This is a genomic window from Chloracidobacterium sp. (genome assembly GCA_016711345.1).
In the GTDB taxonomy this organism is placed as follows: domain Bacteria; phylum Acidobacteriota; class Blastocatellia; order Pyrinomonadales; family Pyrinomonadaceae; genus OLB17.
On the sequence record JADJTD010000001.1, the window covers coordinates 3,976,212 to 3,995,939 of the forward strand.

A 19,728-nucleotide genomic window follows, 5' to 3' on the forward strand; every position below is an offset into this window, starting at 1 on the left:
TGACCCTCGTTGTTAAAGAACCGTAGGAGAGGAGAAATCTAAATATGTTCACGCAGAAAAAATCACGATTTATCGCTATAGCGCTTACGCTAATAGCTGTCACGGCCATAACCGTCAGTGCCAATTGGGGCACCGGTTTTGGATTCGGCCTGTTCCCGACTAGCGCGTCGGCTGCCGCCCCCGAGAGTGCTTCGGCACCGGCTCAGGCGAATGCGCCGATGTCAATATTGGCCACTACCATTATCTCACCTACAGGAGATGGTGGATTTGAATTGGGTGGCGGCACGATGGCAGACAACGGCTGGACCGTTGTTAATAATGCTACAAATGGTTGGTTTGCGGGAACCGCCACTTTTTCCGCGGGAGCCCGAAGTGCTTACGTATCCAATACTTCGGGTGCAACATACGCCTACAGCAACACGACTGCCGCAGTCAGCCATTTTTACAAGGACGTGACGGTTCCGGCTGGTGAAACTCAAATAAAGCTCTCATTTAAGGTTAAGGGAGACGGAGACCTTTTTAGTGGAACGTACTTTGACAAATTGATGATCTATACGGCGCCAACGACGTTTACCCCAACCACGGCGGCTCCAGCCAGTTCTGGAACGGCTTTGACTGGGGCGACTCTTGTCTTTGCTCAAAATAGTAATTTCGTTAGTGCATCGACTTACGCATCGGGCACCATGACTTTACCATCCTCCTTGGCTGGAACGACGTTTCGCCTGATTTTCGCTTGGCATAATGACACATCTGCGGGAACGGTTCCAGCATCGGTTGATGAAATATCTCTAACATCATATGTACCGACAATAAGTGGCGCCAAGACTATCCCTGGCGACTATGCAACCATCACGGCTGCAATTAATGACCTCAATGCTAACGGCGTTGCGGCTGGAGGTGTTACCTATACACTTACCGATGGAGCAACCTACGCCGAAGATTTGCCGTGCATCCAGTCCGAAGGAACAGCCGCAAATCCTATAGTTTTCAAAAATTCAGGTGGTGTTACGCACGCTATTATTTCGCCAACCGGAACCGCGAGCGCTTTGGATTCCGGTGTTTGCATCAAGGGCGACTATATAACCTTTGACGGAATTGACGTTACGATAGCATCGGGCAGCGCCGTTGAATATGGTTATCGAGTGATCAGCGATAACCCTACAAACGGAGCTCAACGTAACACAATTAAAAACACTTCAATCACGCTGAACAGGGCCAATACCTTGTCACAGGGTATTCTTCAATCGGCCAATCAACTTGGCGGCGGCCAGACGGCCAGTGGAACGACTCTCGCCGATGCAGCAGCAGGCGGCAATTCATTTAACCAATATAATAATTTGTCGATCCAGAATGTTTATGGAGGTATTTTCCTTCTAACAAATATTCTTCCCAGTGATACGGACAATGAGATTGCCCCGCTTCCGGGTGGAACAAACACCATTGGTGGAGCAGCGGCATCCGATATTGGCGGCGGAACAGTTGCCACTTATGGAATCCGAGCGTTTGCTCAAAATAATGTCAAAATCCATGACAATGAGATCAGAAATGTCGGCGTTACGGGTGCGGTCACGGTTGATGGTCTGTTTTTAGACCAAACGGTTGGCACCAACGAAGCCTACAGAAATAAGGTTCATGACATCAGAAGTACAAGCACGACATCGACTTCCGGCATAACCGGAATAAGGACCAACATCTTTGGAACTGCCGTCGGGGCCGCGAACAGGGTTTATAACAACTTTGTCTGGAACATTACGTCCGGCTATACCGGAGCGGCGAGTGCGACGCGACAGATCAAGGGTATTCAAGTTCAGTCTAACGGCACCGGCACTGGAAATACACATCATGTAGATTTCAACTCCGTTCGGATCGACGGGTCGAGTTCGCCGAACATCTCTAGTTCAGCTTTGACCATTGGCACTACCAGTGGTGCCACGATGAATATTAGAAATAACATCCTCTCAAACTTTACCGGTGCTCAGGCAGGTGTTGCGAAGCACGTAGCTTGGGACTCTACATCGGCAACCCTAACTGGTATCGCAGGATCGGTTTCGAATAACAATGATCTTTACATTGCAAATGCGACCCAAGGTTTTGTTGGCTTGGGCAATACAACCAACTATGCCACGCTTTCAAATTGGCAAGCAGCGATGACTGGTCAGGACACGGCAAGTAAAAGTACCAATCCGCAATTCCTGTCACCCACCGACCTGCATATAGATACTGCCATTGCGACCGAGGTTGAAAGCGGCGGTTCTTATTTTAGTGGCGCAATAACCTGGGTTCCCCAGGATATCGATACCAATACCCGTAATGCGACAACCCCGGACATCGGCGCTGATGAAGGCACTTTCACCTTACTCGACGCTTCCGCTCCGGCCATTTCTTATACGAATCTCACCAACACCACAAGCACGGCCAATCGAGCCCTTGCGGCCACCATCACCGATCTTAGCGGTGTTGCCGGCGGTGCCGATGCACCTCGCATCTACTTTAGAAAGGGCGTAAGCGACCCGTTTGTTTCAACACAATGCACCGGTTCCTACTCCTGCACTATCGACTACTCTCTGGTAACGGGCGGTACAGTAACCGCGGGCGACACTGTTCAGTATTTTGTAGTTGCCCAGGACACGGTTGGCAACGTCGGAGCAAATCCGAGTGCAGGTTTTGCTGCAACGAATGTCAACACGGTAACTACTCCACCGACAACTCCACGGAGCTATATTATTGCTGCTGCATTTAGCGGCACAAAAACAGTCTGTGCCTCGGGTTGTGATTACGCTTCGCTCACAAATGCGGGAGGAATTTTTGCCGCATTGAACGCTGGAGCTTTGACAGGTAACCTCACGGTCAATATTACCAGTGACCTCGCCGCTGAATTGGGCACGGTCGCTCTAAATCAACAGGTTGAAGAAGGAGGAGGAGCTGGAACCTATACCGTGACCATCAAGCCAAATGGCGGAGCATGGACGATTTCAGGGGCCGCGACTACTTCTTTGATCCGACTGGATGGAGCTGACCGCGTTACTGTTGACGGCAGCCAAACTGGCGGTTCGGACAAGAGCCTGATCGTTTCGAATACGAGCACGACTGGTGCCGTAGCTCACTTACTAAATAGTGCGACATCTAACACCTTTAAGAACCTCGATCTGAGAGGAGTTTCCACATCAACATCCAACGGTGTAGTGTTCTTGGGTACAACGGCTACGGGAACGGTTGGTAATAACACGAATACCTTCCAGGCTAATGATATCCATTCTGGTGCAACTGCGCCGGCTTATGGATTCTTTAACCTTGGAACGGCCACGGCTAAGAACACCAATACGTTGTTTACTTCTAATCGCGTATTCGATTTCTCAAATACGGGTATTAGAGACGATGGCAATTCCGTCACGGCGACATACCGCAGCAATGAGATCTTCGAGGCTGTTGCTCAGACCACGGCTCTTACAGGCTTTAGGCCTAGTTCGACGTCAATTGATGGGTTTACATTCGACCGCAACTCCATTCACGATTTGAATACGAGCTCTACGGTTTCGGCTTACGGTATTCACTTGTTTGACACCTCGACCTTAAATACGTCGGTGATTTCCAACAACATGATTACTCTGGGAGCAACGGCTCCGCTGACCCTTAAGGGAATTTGGGATCAAACGGCCACAGGTGAAAAATATGACGTGTTTTACAACTCGGTTTACATCTTCGGCTCGGTCACAGGGGTGAGCAACTCTTGGGCCTATCACTGGTCCATTGCTAGTACGACGAATGCAAGCGGAAACATCTTCTTTAACGATCGTTCCGGCGGTACGGGTAAACACTACGCCTACCAGACGAATACGACACTTGCGAACCTTACATCGGACTACAACGATATTTTCAACACAGGCGGAACCGCAAATGTGTTCGGAAATAATGGCACGGTCGATGTTGCAAACCTGACGGATTGGAAAGCTGCATCGCCTGTGGGAATTGGCAAGGATGCTAACTCCATCTCGGCTAATCCATCCTTTGTATCCGCTGCGGACTTGCATGTACCTGGCTTCAGCCCGGTAATCAATGCGGCGGTTGCTTTTGGCGGTATTATCACAGACTATGACGGTGACACGCGTCCATTGGGAGCGGCACAGGAAATCGGCGCGGATGAAACGACTGCTGCAACACCAACAAATACAGCGACTGCGTCGCCAACATTTACGGATACAGCAACGCCGACGAATACTGCGACACAAACAAATACGGCGACCAATACACCGACACCTGGTTGTGGTAGCGGCACATTTAGCTACACAGGCCCGCAGGTCAATATCCCGGATAATCTTCCTGCAGGTGTTGATGTCGTGATCCCGGTCACCGGATTAGGAACGGTTGCCGACCTCAACTTCACGTTTGACGGAACACAGGAAGCTACAGTGCCTTCGACTACAGCGGGAGTTCCCCATTCATGGGTTGGAGACGTTAAGGTGACGATCATCGCACCAGGCGGACAAGGATCCGTTGTTGCATTTGACCGTCCAGGCGTTCCGGCATCTACATTCGGATGTTCGAACAACAACATTGCTCAGCTCACGCTGGATGATGACGGCGGATTCCCGACAATCGAAAATAGCTGCGACGGAGCAGGCTCTGCAGCGGCATTCCCGATCGGAAACTTCTCGCCGAATAATCCTCTGAGTGCATTCGACGGAATCAACCCGAACGGAGACTGGGTCATTAACTTCAGCGACGGCGGCGGCGGCGACACGGGCTCAGTTCGTGCAGTCTCGTTGGTCATCGATGGCGGATGCGGAACGGCTACGGCGACAAATACAAATACGCCGACCGGTACGCCTTCGAACACAAGCACCGCGACTGAAACAGCAACTGCAACAAACACGGCAACGCAGACAAACACTGCAACGCCAACAGCGACAGCAACGTGTGAACCGCTGACCTTTAACTTTGCAAACACAGCACCTGTTGTAATACCCGACAACGGAGCAAGCCCGACTTATCCTTCGGATATCACGGTATCAGGATTGACGGGCAATGTTTACAAGGTAGCGGTCAAACTTAACGGTTTTGATCACACATTCCCTTCAGACGTAGATATGCTTCTTGTCGGCCCCGGCGGACAGAATGCGGTCATCATGTCTGATGTAGGCGGCAGTTCAGCGGTAACGGGTATCTCGTTCACGCTTGACAGTGATTCGGCGGTTGCCATACCGGCACCTCCGGTAAACGGTTCGACTTATCGGCCAACCAACACCGGCGTAGTTGTTGACGAGCTTCCGGCTCCGGCACCGGCCAATGCAGGTGGTTCATCGTTGGCTCCGTTCGTTGGAACGTCGCCAAACGGAACATGGTCCTTGTACGTGTACGACGACGCAATCGGTGACTTCGGCTCGATCGCAGGTGGATGGGAGATCAGGATCTTTACGGATGCCGGCCCATGTGCATCTCCGACCAACACGCCGATAAACTCGCCGACATCGACGGAAACGGCAACGGCTACAGCAACGGCTACCTTTACGCCAACACCTCCTGATACGGTCTGTGACCTGACAGAGGGATTCAATGACGTATCCACGCTCGTTTCGGGCTCTGGCTGGTATATCCAGAACAACAGTGCTCCGATCGGCATAGGCAGCTACTTCCAGGGCAATCCTGTGGTGTTCCCTGCTCACTTGCCGAGTCCTGACCCGACGCCAAATCAGTATCTTGGCGTTAACTTCCAGAGCGGAGCCGGAGTTGCGACCCTTAGCAACTGGGCATTGACCCCGCCTGTGCTGTTACAGAACGGCGGCCAGATGACGTTCTACACTCGAACAAGTGTTGCATCGCCATTCCCGGATCGTCTGCAGGTCCGCATGAGCACGAACGGTACGAGCACGAATGTCGGAACAGCCGCTACAGACGTGGGTGACTTTACAACGCTTCTGCTCGATATCAATCCAACCCTAACGGTTGGCGGATATCCTGAAGCTTGGACTCAATACACCGTAACGATCAGCGGCATGGGAGCTCCTGCTAAGGGACGTCTCGCTTTCCGTTACTTCGTTGAGAACGGCGGACCGTCAGGAGATAACTCCAACTACATTGGTATCGATACACTCGAATATCATTGTGTTGTAGCAACTCCGACCAGCACTGCTACGGCTACGGCAACCGAGACAGCAACGGCAACGAACACGCCGACACCTGCGGACACGCCTTCGGTCTCTGGTGTTGTGACTTACGGTAACCCTGCATCGCCGACCACCAAGTTCATCTCGAACGCACAGGTGACGAGCACGGTAGGATCGCCGGTTGTTACGGATAACACGGATGCACCGGGCGGAACAGCTGGACAATATACGCTGACCGGCTTTGGTGCTGGCAACTACACGATCGGAGTGACGAAGACGACGGGACAGAACGGCGTCTCATCAGCCGATGCTGCGAGGATCGCACAGCACGTTTCAGGTGTTTCGCTTATCCCAACCGCCCGCCAGTTGATCTCGGCAGACGTGACCAACAACGGAGCACTGTCGTCAACCGACGCGGCACAGATCGCAAGGTTTGTGTCAGGACTTGGAGCACCTGTTGGCCTTACCGGCCAGTGGAGGTTCTTTGTCCCCGGCGTATCACAACCGACGTTCCCTGTAGGAGCATCACCGACAACAAGGTCATACACAGACCCGATCGGTGTTCAGACCGGACAGGACTACATCGGTATCCTTGTGGGCGAGGTGACGGGTAACTGGGCAGCAGGTCCGCTTCGACCGGCAGCAGGTCCTGAAAGGAGCACGGCAATAGCAGCTCCGAGACTTGTGACACCGGCAGACAGCGAAGTGATCATACCTGTGGCTATCAACGGAGCGGTGAATAAGGGAATTATCTCTTATGAATTTGATCTCCGTTATGATCCGACAGTGATCCAGCCTCAGGCAGAGCCTGTTGACCTGGCAGGAACGGTTAGCCGCGGCTTAACAGCAGTGGCAAACCCGAACGAGCCTGGACTGCTTCGAGTGGTCATGTACGGAGCGTATCCGATCGACAGCAACGGATTGCTGCTCAATCTCAAGTTCACGGCAGTCGGAGCCCCTGGTTCCACCTCGCCGCTTACTTGGGAGAACGTAATGTTCAACGAAGGCGATCCGGGAACACTTACAACGGACGGAGCGATCGAATTGTCAGCCTCGGCACCAAACCAGGCCGAGCTGACAGGCCGTGTGGTGAACACGATGGGACAGGGCATTGCAAATGCCCGCGTCACATTGACGGACACCACAACGGGAGCGATCCGTTCTGCAATGTCGAATGGATTCGGAGTTTATCGTTTCGGAGGGCTGACAGTCGGCCAGACGTACACGATCAGCGTCGAATCACGCAACTCGGCATTCGCCCCGCTGACAGTCAGCATCACCGGCAGCTCGGTTAACACTGACATGGTCGCCGGACAATAGACAGAGAATGCAAAGGGCGGGGACAAATCTCCGCCCTTTGACAGTTTTAGGTGCCCTGAGCTTAAATCTTGCTTACATAAGCAGTTTTTACTTGACACCGAATCCGTTTGATATATAACATTGGTCAAAAAGATACTTCAAGTGTTTTATTTTTGATAATGTTCCTCTTGGTCCAAGAAATTGGTCGTATTTCGTTCGGTCTCTGTGATGAGGTGCGAATAGATTTTAACTAAAGTATAGGAGAATACACATATCATGTTAAGCAACCAAAAATCCTCCCGATTTAAGAGCCTTAAAGGATCGATCTTTATGGCTACCGCGTTGGCCCTGTTGATGAGTGTCACGGCATTTGCGTCCGGAAATTCCCGTTTTGCCTTTATCGATTCGGCAACGGAGCTTTTTGGATTGCAGAGCAACGCTCAGGCCGCACCACAAGTATTTGTGGACGTACCGGTGTCATTGCCTGCCCAGGTTCAGGCTGGCGGCAACATTTCATACGCTATCACTGTTGGCGACCTTACGGGCCTCAGCGTAATTTCGTATGACTTCCAGATCAGTTATGATCCGGCGGTCCTCGTGCCCCTCGGCGGTGCAACCTGTGCTGCTAATGCTTGTTTCACACAAACAGGTACATTGAGCTCAAGCATGTCGGTTACGCCTAACGTAGGCTTTCCCGGTGGACACTTTATCGTGTCTGCTTTCCAGGGAGCTCCTCTCGTCGGCGGCGGCACACTGTTGATCCTCAACTTCAATATCGTTGGATCAGCAGGAGACAGCTCTGTACTCAATTTTGAGGACTACACGTCACCAAGCCCGTCGTTCCACCCTGGTTTCGTATTTAATGAAGGTGAGCCGGTTCCGAATCCTTTGACTGACGGCAGCCTTTCGATCCCGGCAGCAACGGCGACAAACACAAATACGCCTACGCCTTCGGCAACGAACACCGCAACGTCTACGAACACAAGCACACCGACGAACACACCAACGGAAACGTCTACGGCAACGAACACATCGACACCGACACCGACACCTCTGTGTGGTCAGATCGATATCGAAGACGAAACAACGACGACAGGTTCATCAGTGACCCTTTCCGTCACCACGTCGGATACCACGACCCTAACGCCGCAGGCGTTCTCGGCTGACTTCCGTATCTCGTATGACAACACGATCCTGACAGGTGTTCCGACCTCGCCTTACGGCGTTGCTCTCGGCCCTGTAGGTGCATCGAATTTCTCGGCTTTGACGGTTAACCGTCAGATCAGCGGATCGACCACCACATTGTTGATCTCGCTCTTTGGCGACACTCCATTCGTCGGCGCCGGCGATCTGGTCACTATTACATTCCCGACAGTAACCGGTGGACCTGGTACATTTACTCCGGTCAATTTCGTTGGATTTACATCCCCGCCAGTTCCGAGCGGCTTCCAGTACAACGAAGGCAACCCAAGTACCTGCGTTCAGAACGGCAGCGTTCAGATCCTCGGTACCGTCGCAGGACGAGTCCTGTATGACAACACCATGTTTGGAGCTCCGTTTACGCGTCCTGTTCCTAACGTGACCATGAACGTAAGCGGCGGTTTCCCGCTTGTCGCTAGCGGTCTTACTGATGCGAACGGCGATTATGTGCTGTCCGGTTTCGGTACGGGTGTCTACACGGTCTCACCTTTCAGAGCAGCTACCTCACTGCCTGATACGCACGGTTCTAGCATCAGTGCATACGATGCTGCCATAACGGCACAGAAGGTCGTCGAGCTGATCACCTTTACCGCGAAGCAGAACTTCGTGGCAAACGTAACTCAAACGGGTCAGGTATCATCGTTCGACGCATCGCAAATGGCCCTGTGGGCGGTCACCTTGCCCAGCTCCGCCCCGGTAGACGTTACCGGTGATTGGAGATTCGCGGCTTCGAGTATTTCCTACAATTCGCCTGGCAGTTACACAGCTCAGGATTATCTGGCTTACCTTATGGGCGACCCATCGGGTAACTGGTGTGATCCGACTTCAACTGTAGGACCCGCATGCGGACCTGCAGGTACGATCATTGGACAGCCTCGTGCAGGCGGCCCGACCAGGCCTACTGCGGTTCAGGCTGCTAAACTGTCGGCACCGGCCAGCAGCGACATAGTCGTTCCGGTCAGCATCCAGGGCGCAGCAGATAAGGGAATCATCTCTTATCAGTTCGACCTCCGTTACGATCCTAAGGTCATTCAGCCTACGGCTAATGCAGTTACCTTGGGCGGAACGGTCAGCAGTGAAATGACCGTAGTTGCTAACCCGACGACGCCTGGCGTTCTGAGAGTTGCTGTTTACGGACCGTATGCCCTCGGCGATAATGGAACTCTTTTGAACTTCCACTTCACCGCTGTTGGTAATCCGTTTGACGTTTCACCGATCACATGGGAGAACTTTATGTTCAACGAAGGGGGCATCCGCATGAACATCGTTGATGGTGAGGTAAGACTTACACCTGCAGTAGCAAATACAACTGCAGACTAATTGTTACCCTTAGACTTAGATCGCCTTTCCCTATAGGTTAGGCGATCTATTAAAAAAATCGAGGCTGCCTGTTTTCAGGCAGCCTCTTTTTGCAGAATGGTACAAGCAAATGCAAAAGCCCGCACGTAAGTAAGGGCGAAACACACAATATGAGCGGAGGAATTTTTTAACGCAAAGACGCAAAGGAAGAATTTCTATCGATCAGACCTTAGCGTCTTCGCACCTTAGCCACTTTGCGTTGAAATTTTCAGAGAATGCAAAAGCCCGCACGTAAGTAAGGGCGATACACTCAACCCGAATGAAACCCAGCCCTATGCAAAAGCCCGCACGTAAGTAAGGGCGATACACTCACCTCAAAAATCTCAGTCCTCCAACTCAAACGGCAGATCGCTCTGACAATACAAAACATAATCGATCGCAGCATCAAGGTGGCGCGTTTTCCAAAGGTATTTTCTACTGCGTCCGCGAGACCAAACTCTGACATCGGCGGCAATCAGTCCGGCTTCACGCAATCTTCTAGTGGAGTACGCCTTGAGGGCATCGGCGATGCGTTCCGGCTTTATTTTTGCTCCTATAACCGCATGTCCGTGATTAGAGCGAATATTCACTGCATATAGAGTATAATTTCGATGCTTGCATACCTCTTTTACACTGTCTTGAATGACCAGACTTTGGGCACGATCCAAAATGACAGACTTTCCGGTCATCTCTGCTTCCATATGTTCCTTAAGAGGCAAATTGATGTCAATAATACCTTTCGACTGGCGACTCACTGATGTTCGCTCGTCACCGTGAAGCCAAGTGCCGTATGTCCTGAATGTGATCAGGTATGCCAGAGGAAATTCGTTTTCTTCGTAGTCTTCGGACATGTTTTTTTTGGTGATTATAGCACCTTTTTTGATATGCTCGGCTTCGTCTCGTGTATGTTGAGTGTTTCGCCCTTACTAACGTGCGGGCTTTTGCATTTGGGCTGCGACGTTTCGTTTGGCTTGCCTGATTCGCCCTTACTCACGTGCGGGCATTTGCAGTGGCATACGCGTTTTATTTGGGGTTGCGTGTTTCGCCCTTACTTACGTGCGGGCTTTTGCATTTCGGACCGCCCTTACTTACGTGCGGGCTTTTGCAGTGGCATACGCATTTTATTTGGGGTCGCGTGATTCGCCCTTACTTACGTGCGGGCTTTTGCATTAGTCCGAAAGTTACATCAAATTGAGAAAACTACGTCGTTTCGGGAAAGTTGGTATTCCCTTTTTCCTTAAAATGCGCTACGTTGATGCGGGGTCATTTTAGATTCAATGATCTTTGCCCTTTGACAATTAAAAAGAGTTGGTAGCGGTAGCTGTAACAGTCTGTATTACAAAGTACGCATTTGTCATAATCTGTCGGACAAACGGGACTTATAAGCTCAATATTTACAGAGTCTAAGGCGTTCAGGCCTGATGTTGGCAACCAAATTTGACGAGAAAACTTTTTTCGAAAAATCGTGGAACACGATCAAAAAAAAACGGCGATAACTGTATTGTTTACAATGTTTATAGCGTTCCACGCTGAAGTGGAACGGTGCCGAACGATTGGAACGGCATTTTGCGAAAAAAATAGTGGGACACTGGGACAGCTCTGTATTCTTTGAGTCTTCCGCTTTGAGTTCTTTGTGTTTAAGGAACTTTTAACACAGAGGCCGCTAAGGTTAGGACACCAAGGACACAAAATAAAATATTGCGATTACTATACAAAACTGCCCCACTTACTATATTTCTTATGGACTTTGTAATTGGTAATTTGGTACTCTACTAGCAGACCAAATCTGCACTATCCCTTTTGGATAAGAAGTTGTTCATTTACGCACGGATGTTTCGCGTTAAATGCGGGTGAAAATAAGCGTGAAATGGTCAGGTTTCAAAAAACTAGCGGAAGTATTATTGTCCGCTTTGTTTAGTTATATTCAGGAGCATCTATGACCCGATTAAAAAAGATTTTAGGAGTTCTCAACATTTATGGCACACCGATTTTCAATAAGATCGGTATGTCACGCCACCTCCGCGCCGACGTGGTTCTCAGCGTCATAGTGGTTTTAGCGAGTGTGGGTTTCGCTGTTGGCGTATCGGTGACTATGTCCGAACGCCCTATCAATGCCGAAACCCTTCGTGAAATGGCCGCCGCTAGCGGAACTCCTGAAAGAAAGGCTGTGAAAACGGAATCTAACGGTACGGACGATGCTTCAAATGAACAGTTGGGACAATTGCCGGTTGACGTGATCGCTCCGATACAAAACGTTCCAGTAGGAACGGATATAAGTGTTAACGTTATGGTGTCGAATCTCACTGGCCTTGGCATCACATCGTGGCAGGCTGATATCTTGTTTGATCCGGCCGTTTTGCTGCCTCAGCCGGTTCAAGCAGCGTCCATTCAGAACACGCTCAGCAATCAGTCACTTAGCGGCGTCTTGACCACAAATCCTTTTCGGTCGGGCAAGCTAAAGATGGCTTGGTTTGACGCTCAGGGTGTTCCGCTCTGTTCCACCGTACCACCACAACCTGATAATGCATGTCCGAACGGAGGCATTCTGGTTACGTTGAGGTTTGTCGTTATCGGCCCGATCGGTTCCACATCGCCGCTCCGTTGGGAAACTATACCGGGTGGCGGAAACCTTCCATTCGAGTTTAACGGCGGAAACGTTCCTGATAACGCTGTCGATGGCCAGCTTACTCTCATCGGTCCGTCAGCGACGCCTCCTATAGGAGCGACGCCGTTCGGGACGCCTATCGTTGGTACTCTTCAGGCCGGCGACACTACACGGGACAATCGGTTGTCCCGCAACAACATAGCGGCCGGCTGCGCAGTAAAGGCATGCCCACTGGGCCTTGGCTTGTATCCTGTGGCTACCATATCGGCAACACCTACCGCGACCCCTTCGGCTACTCCGATTGTCACCACATATCCACCGGGAATCAATACATATCGATACGATGTGATACCGTTTACCAATAGCACCGGAACATCGCAGCAGTTTACCTTCACGACCACAGCAACAGGCCCCGGCAGCGTTATACCGTCAATATATTCAGGGCCGTATAATCCTACCGGAAATGTCTGTGCTGCTTATGGCGGCGACGCGGGAGCAAGTGCTGTTCCCGGCGGCCCGGTGACCTTCTCCGTTGACATACCTGCGGGAGCGACTTGGAATATTGTTGTCGAGGGTGACCAGCCGATCGTAAGCTCGACACCCAGCCCGCCGCTGCAGCCGATCAATGCGGCCCCGCCTGTAGTGCCCTATTCGATCGTTGTGACGACTCCGGGCTGTGTTGGAGGTACACCAACAAACACAGCAACGCCGACGAATACCGCGACGCCGACAAACACGGCGACAGCGACGGCTACACTGACAAATACAGCGACGCCTTCGGCTACATCGACATTTACACCGACGGCGACAGCTACATCAACCTTTACCCCGACTGCAACAAGCACGGCGACATTTACTCCGACGCCGACTGCAACGGAAACATTTACTCCGACCGCTACGGCCACATCGACTTTCACGCCGACGGCGACAGCTACCGGAACATTTACGCCTACGGCTACGGCTACGGGAACATTTACTCCGACAGCTACTGCCACAGGAACATTTACCCCGACAGCTACGGCAACCGGAACATTTACTCCAACAGCTACAGCAACCGGAACGTTTACTCCGACGGCTACTGCTACGGGAACCTTTACGCCTACATCTACGGCGACATCGACCTTTACGCCATCGTCTACCGCAACAGCGACACCGTCTTCAACTGCGACGTTTACACCGACTGCTTCGGCGACCTCGACGTTTACGCCAACAGCTACAAGCACGGGCACTTTCACTCCGACGCCTACGGCCACTTCTACGCTAACGCCGACCGCCACCGGAACAGCAACTGCGACGGGTACAGCGACCAGTACGTTTACGCCAACTGCGACCGCTACTGCAACTCCGCCGTCGGTCCAGTTTAGTTCGCCAACATATTCGGAAGACGAATCACAGACCGCTGCGATCACCATAGTCCGCACCGGAAATATAACCGGTACAAGCACGGTGACGTTCTCAACCTCGAACGGTACGGCAAACGGAGGAGCTGCTTGTAATGCACCAGGATTGCCCGGCCCGGATTACGTAAGCCAGATCGGAATTTCAGTTACATTCAATCCAACTGAAACTTCCAAGGTTGTCAATATACCGCTTTGCGGAGACGGCATCATCGAGGCTGACGAGACGGTCAATCTTACATTGGTGGGTGCTAACATTGGCGTACCCGGAACAGCGGTACTAACCATCAACGACACCGCAACCGGACATTTGGCCCCAAGTAAGATATTTATCAATCAGAACGGAGCCGGAAATCCATACCCGTCAACTATCACCGTTACCGGCGAGGCAGGCGTTATCGGGTCCATGCGTCTGACGCTATATGATATTTCTGCCAATGTGCCGGATAACGCTGACTTCCTGCTTGTCGGCCCCGGCGGACAAAGCATGGTCATCATGGCCAACGCAGGAGGATCAACCGCGGGCGGACCGTCAACCTTGACCTTTATAGATGTAGCGGGAGCGGTCGTTCCCGACAACGGGCCGTGGACAGTAGGTGATTATGAACCGACGTCATACGGAACCGTTGCCAACTTCCCTGCTCCGGCTCCTATCGGACCATACAACTTGCCGGGAGGTACGGTTGGTGGAACTGGAACTCAAACACTTGGCGGCAACTTTAGCGGCACGATCGCTAACGGCATATGGAGACTTTATGTCCGTGACGACTTTGCTACTGCCGGCGGAGTGGTTGGCAGTATCGCGGGCGGATGGGGACTCGAGTTCATTCGCTCAACGGCGGCCGGATCATCCATTTCCGGACGCGTAATGACAGCCGACGGCTACGGCATTCGCAATGCAAAGGTTGTGATAACGGGTAATTCGCTGGCTGAGCCGATCATTGCTCAGACCGGTTCGTTCGGATGGTTCACCGTTGACGGCCTGCGGACAGGCGAGACCTATGTTGTAACCGTCAACTCTCAACGTTACCAGTTCAGCACTCCGAGCCGCGTGATCAGCCTTGTTGACAACGTTTTCGATGCCGACTTCATTGCTGATCCGCAGGAATAACAATGAACCTTAGCAATTGACTTAGCCCGCCTCGAACAAAGAGGCGGGCTTTTTCTTTGGTCTATTCGCACATATTTCTTGAAACATTCGAAACCTAAAGTCGTAATCTAATACTGGAGGCACTTTACTACGATGCGAGAACCTTTATTAGCAGGAATACTAAGTTTACTGATCCCCGGACTCGGCCAGATCTATAATGGCCGGATATTAATTGGCATAATTTGGCTTATTTTAACGGGCTTTTCATGGATCGGTTCGGCGGGTTTATTTGGATGGGTCATCCACTTATTCGCCGCTTGGTGTGCCTATAGCTTTGCTAAGGACAATCCGATAAGAAGTTAAGTTCCTCTCTGATCCTCCTTTGCCCGATGTCTTGCAGCATCGGGCTTTTTTGCGCTTTCGATAAAGTGGGTGAAATTGTGTAAAATTGAGCCTTGTGTTTATTGTCAAAGAAGGCATTCCATTTGTTTTAGTACCATTAGTGATCGCTGTCGTTTTTGGCGTTTTCCAAATGTGGCCGGCGGCAGTAATTTTTGTTTCGATCGCGGCATTCATGCTCTACTTCTTTCGCGATCCCAAGCGGATCATTCCGACGGGTGAAGGTTTGATAGTTTCGGCAGCAGACGGACGTGTGACTCGCATAGAAGAAGGTGATGACTCGAAATTGGTCAGTGTATTTCTTTCGCCGCTCGATGTTCACATTAACAGATCACCCATCGGTGGTACGATCAGTAACATCATCTACACCAAAGGCAAAAAAATGCCGGCGACCAGTAATGAGGCGAGCTTTTTGAATGAGCGGAACTCTCTCGTGATCGAAGGCGAAAATGTCACCGTGACCTGTACACAAATTGCCGGAATACTTGCACGACGCATTGTTTGTTGGCCAAAGTCAGGCGATAATTTAGAACGCGGACAAAAATTCGGCCTGATAAAGTTCAGTTCAAGAACCGATATCTTAATGCCCGGCAATGTCGAACTTAAGGTAAAGATCGGAGACCGCGTCCGCGGCGGTGAAACGATAATCGCAACAATTAAAAGTTAAGACTGAAAACTAAAAGGTGACGTACAGAAAACTCGCCTTTGCTCCTTCACTTTGGTTTTTCACCTTTCGCTAAAATCGTATGGATGATGAAATAGAAGAAAAAGCTCCGCATCGAGGCTTGAAAAAGGGATTGTATGTAATCCCAACCCTTTTCACTGCGGCTAACGTGGCGATGGGCTATCTTGCGGTTTTGTCATCGATACGCGGCTTTTCACTTGCGGATACACATCCCGATCTGGCAGCCAGTTATTTTGATCGTGCTGGTTTGGCCATTGGTTTAGCTATTTTGTTTGACACGGTTGACGGCCGCGTAGCCCGTGCCACGAGGACCGCTACTGAGATCGGTGTTCAATTTGACTCTTTGGCCGACGTCCTAACATTCGGCATCGCACCAACGGCGCTCATTTACGCCTGGGCATTTGGCCCGACTTTTACCGAAAACACATTTGGGCACAACCTGGCCGTATTTATACTTTTTATGTTCCTTATGTGCGGGGCATTTAGGCTCGCACGTTTCAACCTACAGGCAACACGTCCGGTCAAGCTTATCGAAGGTGCAACTAAGGTCGATAAGAAGTCGTTCGTCGGCTTGCCTATTCCGCCCGCCGGCGGTCTACTGGCGGCCATAGTTCATTTTGCTCCTTTACCACTCACCGCATATGGCAACGCCCCTTCTCATTATTACTCCTATGCTCTGTTGGGCCTTATAGCGACGTTGTCAATCCTAATGGTCTCAACCATCCGATATACAAGCATGAAGACCGCAGGAAAAGGGCCCCAAGGCATCTTTCTGGTCCTAGCTTTAGCCGCAGCGGCGATGTCGGTTTGGTTCTACTCGGAATATGCGCTTCTGATTCTGGCAGCGATCTATGTTGTCCATGGCCCGATATGGTGGGTCGCTCGGCTGCTGGGCCGAGTTGTGAAACCATCTCGAACGAGTCATTAATTGCTTTTTAAGCGGTTTGTTCCACTTGTTCGTGTTTCTTCCCGCCAATGGAAGTAACGCTGGCGGAACGGCGACGTTTTGACATCGGTTTGTCAAATTCTTTTATATCGTCTTCAAATCTACGTCCACTGGCTACGAGCAACGCTAGCAACGTTAGGAATAACACCGACAGCGCCGAAATATGCAATACAAAATCGAATAGACTATGAACCAAAACCGCAAAACAACCCGCAAAAGCCCCGACTGCGACACCGCGTCGAAATGTATTCTGCCGGCGCGAATTTCTAATGCCCTCTCGAAAGAACCAAAATAAGAACAAACCGCCGATCAGAAGTCCGATCAATCCCGCATCCGACACAATCTGCAGGTAATCATTATGCGACTGCTCGACCATCTCGATTCCACTCAAGGTATCAAATGCCGTATAAGCCTGCGTATATGCTCCAAGACCGGTGCCAAAGGGCATATTAGCGGCGATCACTTTTAGGGTGACATTCCAAATATGAATGCGATTTGATGTAATATCCTGCGATGCCGCCGACTCCGCAAAACGTGTGAGCGACGTATCGCCGCCTACAAAGATCGCTCCGCCAACCGCTGCGGCGATCAGCGAAAAGGACAAGGCGACCTTTAATACAATCTTCTTTCCGCCTGACGAGCCCGTCGTTAATATTATTAGGAGAATTATTTCGGCGATCAAAGACACCAAACCGCCTCGCGACAGGCTTAGCAAAAGAGCAGATCCCATAAGCACGACGGCAATAACATAAAGCAATCGCTTGTCACGTTTGACGGCTCCAACAAACAAAAGGCCAAGTGGGATACTGATCGCCATTTCGATGAATGCAGCAAAATTATGTCGATTTACGAACGAGCCGAAGGGAACGCCAAATTGACTCTGGTATATCCCGTATATCCGTGTCGGGCTTAGAACAGATTGCAAAATTGCGAAGAATGCGTATATGAATCCAAAGACGATGATGAAGGTCACCATTCGTCGAAGTCGTTGAGCACTGTCCAAATAAACTAGCGTGACAGAAAAAAATATTCCGAGGGCCAATAAGTGAAGAGCTGTAAGCTGCGTTGCAAAAGGCTCCATCGAAATAGTTCGAGGTATGCCTGAAATTCCCGCGGACTCGGCATACGTACCCAGCGGAATGCACTGTACAAAGCCGTAAACAGCAAGAGCAAACAGTGGAATCTGAAGCACGCTCCGACTAAATCGCACCTCACCGCTTGTCAGCGAATCTGCTGCCCACAGAATCAGCAACGCTGTAACAAAGACATAGAAGAGTACGAGCGTTGGTTGATGCACTGTTCCATAAGCAGCGGTCGTAAAAACGACGATCGTGCAAATAAGAAAGAATGCAAATTTGTTCAAGCGCGTCATAACTGAATGTCGTTGTTTGTTACTTAACGGGTCGTGAGTTCAAAATCATCGTACCAAAGCGTTCCGACGATGGGGCATTGGTCACCACAGGGTTGGCGAACTGTTCGGAAAGTAATGCCATTACAATTTTCAGGTGTGCGAAAATCAACTGAATACTCCTGCCAATCATTTGTCCCAGTCTGAAATGCTTTTGAAGCAGTAATTGGCTTATCATCATTCGCATTTACGACCTGAATGAACGGGCCGCCAGAACTCTTCAGACTCTCTGTTCGTGCCCAAAAACTCAAATGGTAATTCTTGTTCGGCTCTACGACGACTGTTTGGAATACATTGTAAAGCTCTGGTTTCAGGTAAGTGCGAAAGGATAATTTAAGGCTGCGGGAACCTGTATGTCTGACACTTGAATCGGTTGTAATATCGATCTTCGAATCGCTTCGATTTATGCGCCAGTCAAATCTCGAATCTTCCTCTGCACCAATTACGCGTTCGAAACCCGGATTTGTAACGGCATTCAGTCGAGCGTCAGCGTCGATGCCCAGTTGACGAGCAAACTCCAGCGCCTGTGGAAAGATGCGTTGAATAAACAAGCCTTGCGCAATATCTTTGGCGACTTGCGGATTGGCTGCTTTTTCGGTTTCAGACAACAAATTCCATATGCGAAGCGATTCGCTCGCTCTGCCTCGTGCCGCAAAAAATAATGCGAGACTTGCTCTGGCGTCAGACGTGTCGGCAGCAATCTGCTCAACCTTTTCAGGATCTTTGTCAAAATAATCCCACGCGAGGGAGAATGCCTGCTCCCTATATGTTCTATTGCTATCGGCCGCCTTCCTCAACTCGGCAAACGCTTCGTTGACCCGATCTTGACGTAAATAAAAATTTCCCAAATGCCATCGCGAATAAGCGTAGGTCGGAGCAAGTTCGACAGCTCGCTTAAATTCAATTTCGGCTGACGCTGGTTTGTCTGCCTGTTCATAGGCTCTTCCTAATTCGACACGCCAGCGATAGTCAAAAGGCGAAAGCCTAACAGCGTCTTCAAGCAATTTGGCTGCAGATTCGAGGCGGTTTTCGGCGGTGCCGTTTGTTTCCGCCGACGCTGCCAGCCAACGTGTAACAGGATCTCCTGGAGCTAAACTGACTGCAAGATCCGCAGCCGCTTTCGCGTCCGGATTGTTGGGCCCTGTAAGGTCCGCGATCATGCTGCCGAGTTGTCGACTCACCACAAACCATAATAATATGACCGCACAAATGACGACAGCAAATAGTACTAGTCGCGACTTTGGATTTCTCGAATCAATT

General features: G+C 50.8%; 8 protein-coding genes. 5 read left to right on the forward strand and 3 right to left on the reverse strand.

Translation table 11 applies throughout. The features are described 5' to 3' along the window. Window positions 1-44: 44 nt before the first annotated feature. Window positions 45-7,421, forward strand: a complete 7,377-nt coding sequence (locus IPL32_16815) for a choice-of-anchor J domain-containing protein (protein ID MBK8467480.1) — start codon at window positions 45-47, stop codon at window positions 7,419-7,421. 255 nt (window positions 7,422-7,676) lie between these two features. Next, the gene (locus tag IPL32_16820) at window positions 7,677-9,920 is read left to right on the forward strand and encodes a hypothetical protein (protein MBK8467481.1); all 2,244 of its coding nucleotides are present in this window, start codon (window positions 7,677-7,679) and stop codon (window positions 9,918-9,920) included. Window positions 9,921-10,282: 362 nt separating this feature from the next. Here the strand turns inward: IPL32_16820 and IPL32_16825 are convergent, their stop codons facing one another. Next, complete coding sequence (locus IPL32_16825; protein ID MBK8467482.1) at window positions 10,283-10,789, reverse strand: transposase; 507 nt, start codon at window positions 10,787-10,789, stop codon at window positions 10,283-10,285. Window positions 10,790-11,874: 1,085 nt separating this feature from the next. Between IPL32_16825 and IPL32_16830 the strand changes: the two genes are divergently transcribed. From IPL32_16830 to IPL32_16840, 3 genes are all read left to right on the forward strand, one after another. Further along, the gene (locus IPL32_16830; protein ID MBK8467483.1) at window positions 11,875-15,051 is read left to right on the forward strand and encodes a hypothetical protein; all 3,177 of its coding nucleotides are present in this window, start codon (window positions 11,875-11,877) and stop codon (window positions 15,049-15,051) included. Window positions 15,052-15,487: 436 nt separating this feature from the next. Then, window positions 15,488-16,096: a phosphatidylserine decarboxylase gene (locus IPL32_16835; protein MBK8467484.1), complete on the forward strand. Its 609-nt coding sequence runs from the start codon at window positions 15,488-15,490 to the stop codon at window positions 16,094-16,096. Between the two features lie 79 nt (window positions 16,097-16,175). Further along, window positions 16,176-17,042, forward strand: a complete 867-nt coding sequence (locus IPL32_16840; protein ID MBK8467485.1) for a CDP-alcohol phosphatidyltransferase family protein — start codon at window positions 16,176-16,178, stop codon at window positions 17,040-17,042. Window positions 17,043-17,049: 7 nt separating this feature from the next. Here the strand turns inward: IPL32_16840 and IPL32_16845 are convergent, their stop codons facing one another. Then, window positions 17,050-18,432, reverse strand: coding sequence for an O-antigen ligase family protein (locus IPL32_16845; protein MBK8467486.1), 1,383 nt, complete (start codon window positions 18,430-18,432; stop codon window positions 17,050-17,052). Window positions 18,433-18,455: 23 nt separating this feature from the next. Beyond that, window positions 18,456-19,649, reverse strand: coding sequence for a carbohydrate binding domain-containing protein (locus tag IPL32_16850; protein MBK8467487.1), 1,194 nt, complete (start codon window positions 19,647-19,649; stop codon window positions 18,456-18,458). Window positions 19,650-19,728 lie beyond the last annotated feature (79 nt).

Coding starts and splice junctions, on each gene's coding strand:
- IPL32_16830 (MBK8467483.1), top strand. CDS start 11,875: ATGACCCGATTAAAAAAGATTTTAGGAGTTCTCAACATTTATGGCACA.
- IPL32_16840 (MBK8467485.1), top strand. CDS start 16,176: ATGGATGATGAAATAGAAGAAAAAGCTCCGCATCGAGGCTTGAAAAAG.
- IPL32_16825 (MBK8467482.1), bottom strand. CDS start 10,789: ATGTCCGAAGACTACGAAGAAAACGAATTTCCTCTGGCATACCTGATC.
- IPL32_16820 (MBK8467481.1), top strand. CDS start 7,677: ATGTTAAGCAACCAAAAATCCTCCCGATTTAAGAGCCTTAAAGGATCG.
- IPL32_16845 (MBK8467486.1), bottom strand. CDS start 18,432: ATGACGCGCTTGAACAAATTTGCATTCTTTCTTATTTGCACGATCGTC.
- IPL32_16815 (MBK8467480.1), top strand. CDS start 45: ATGTTCACGCAGAAAAAATCACGATTTATCGCTATAGCGCTTACGCTA.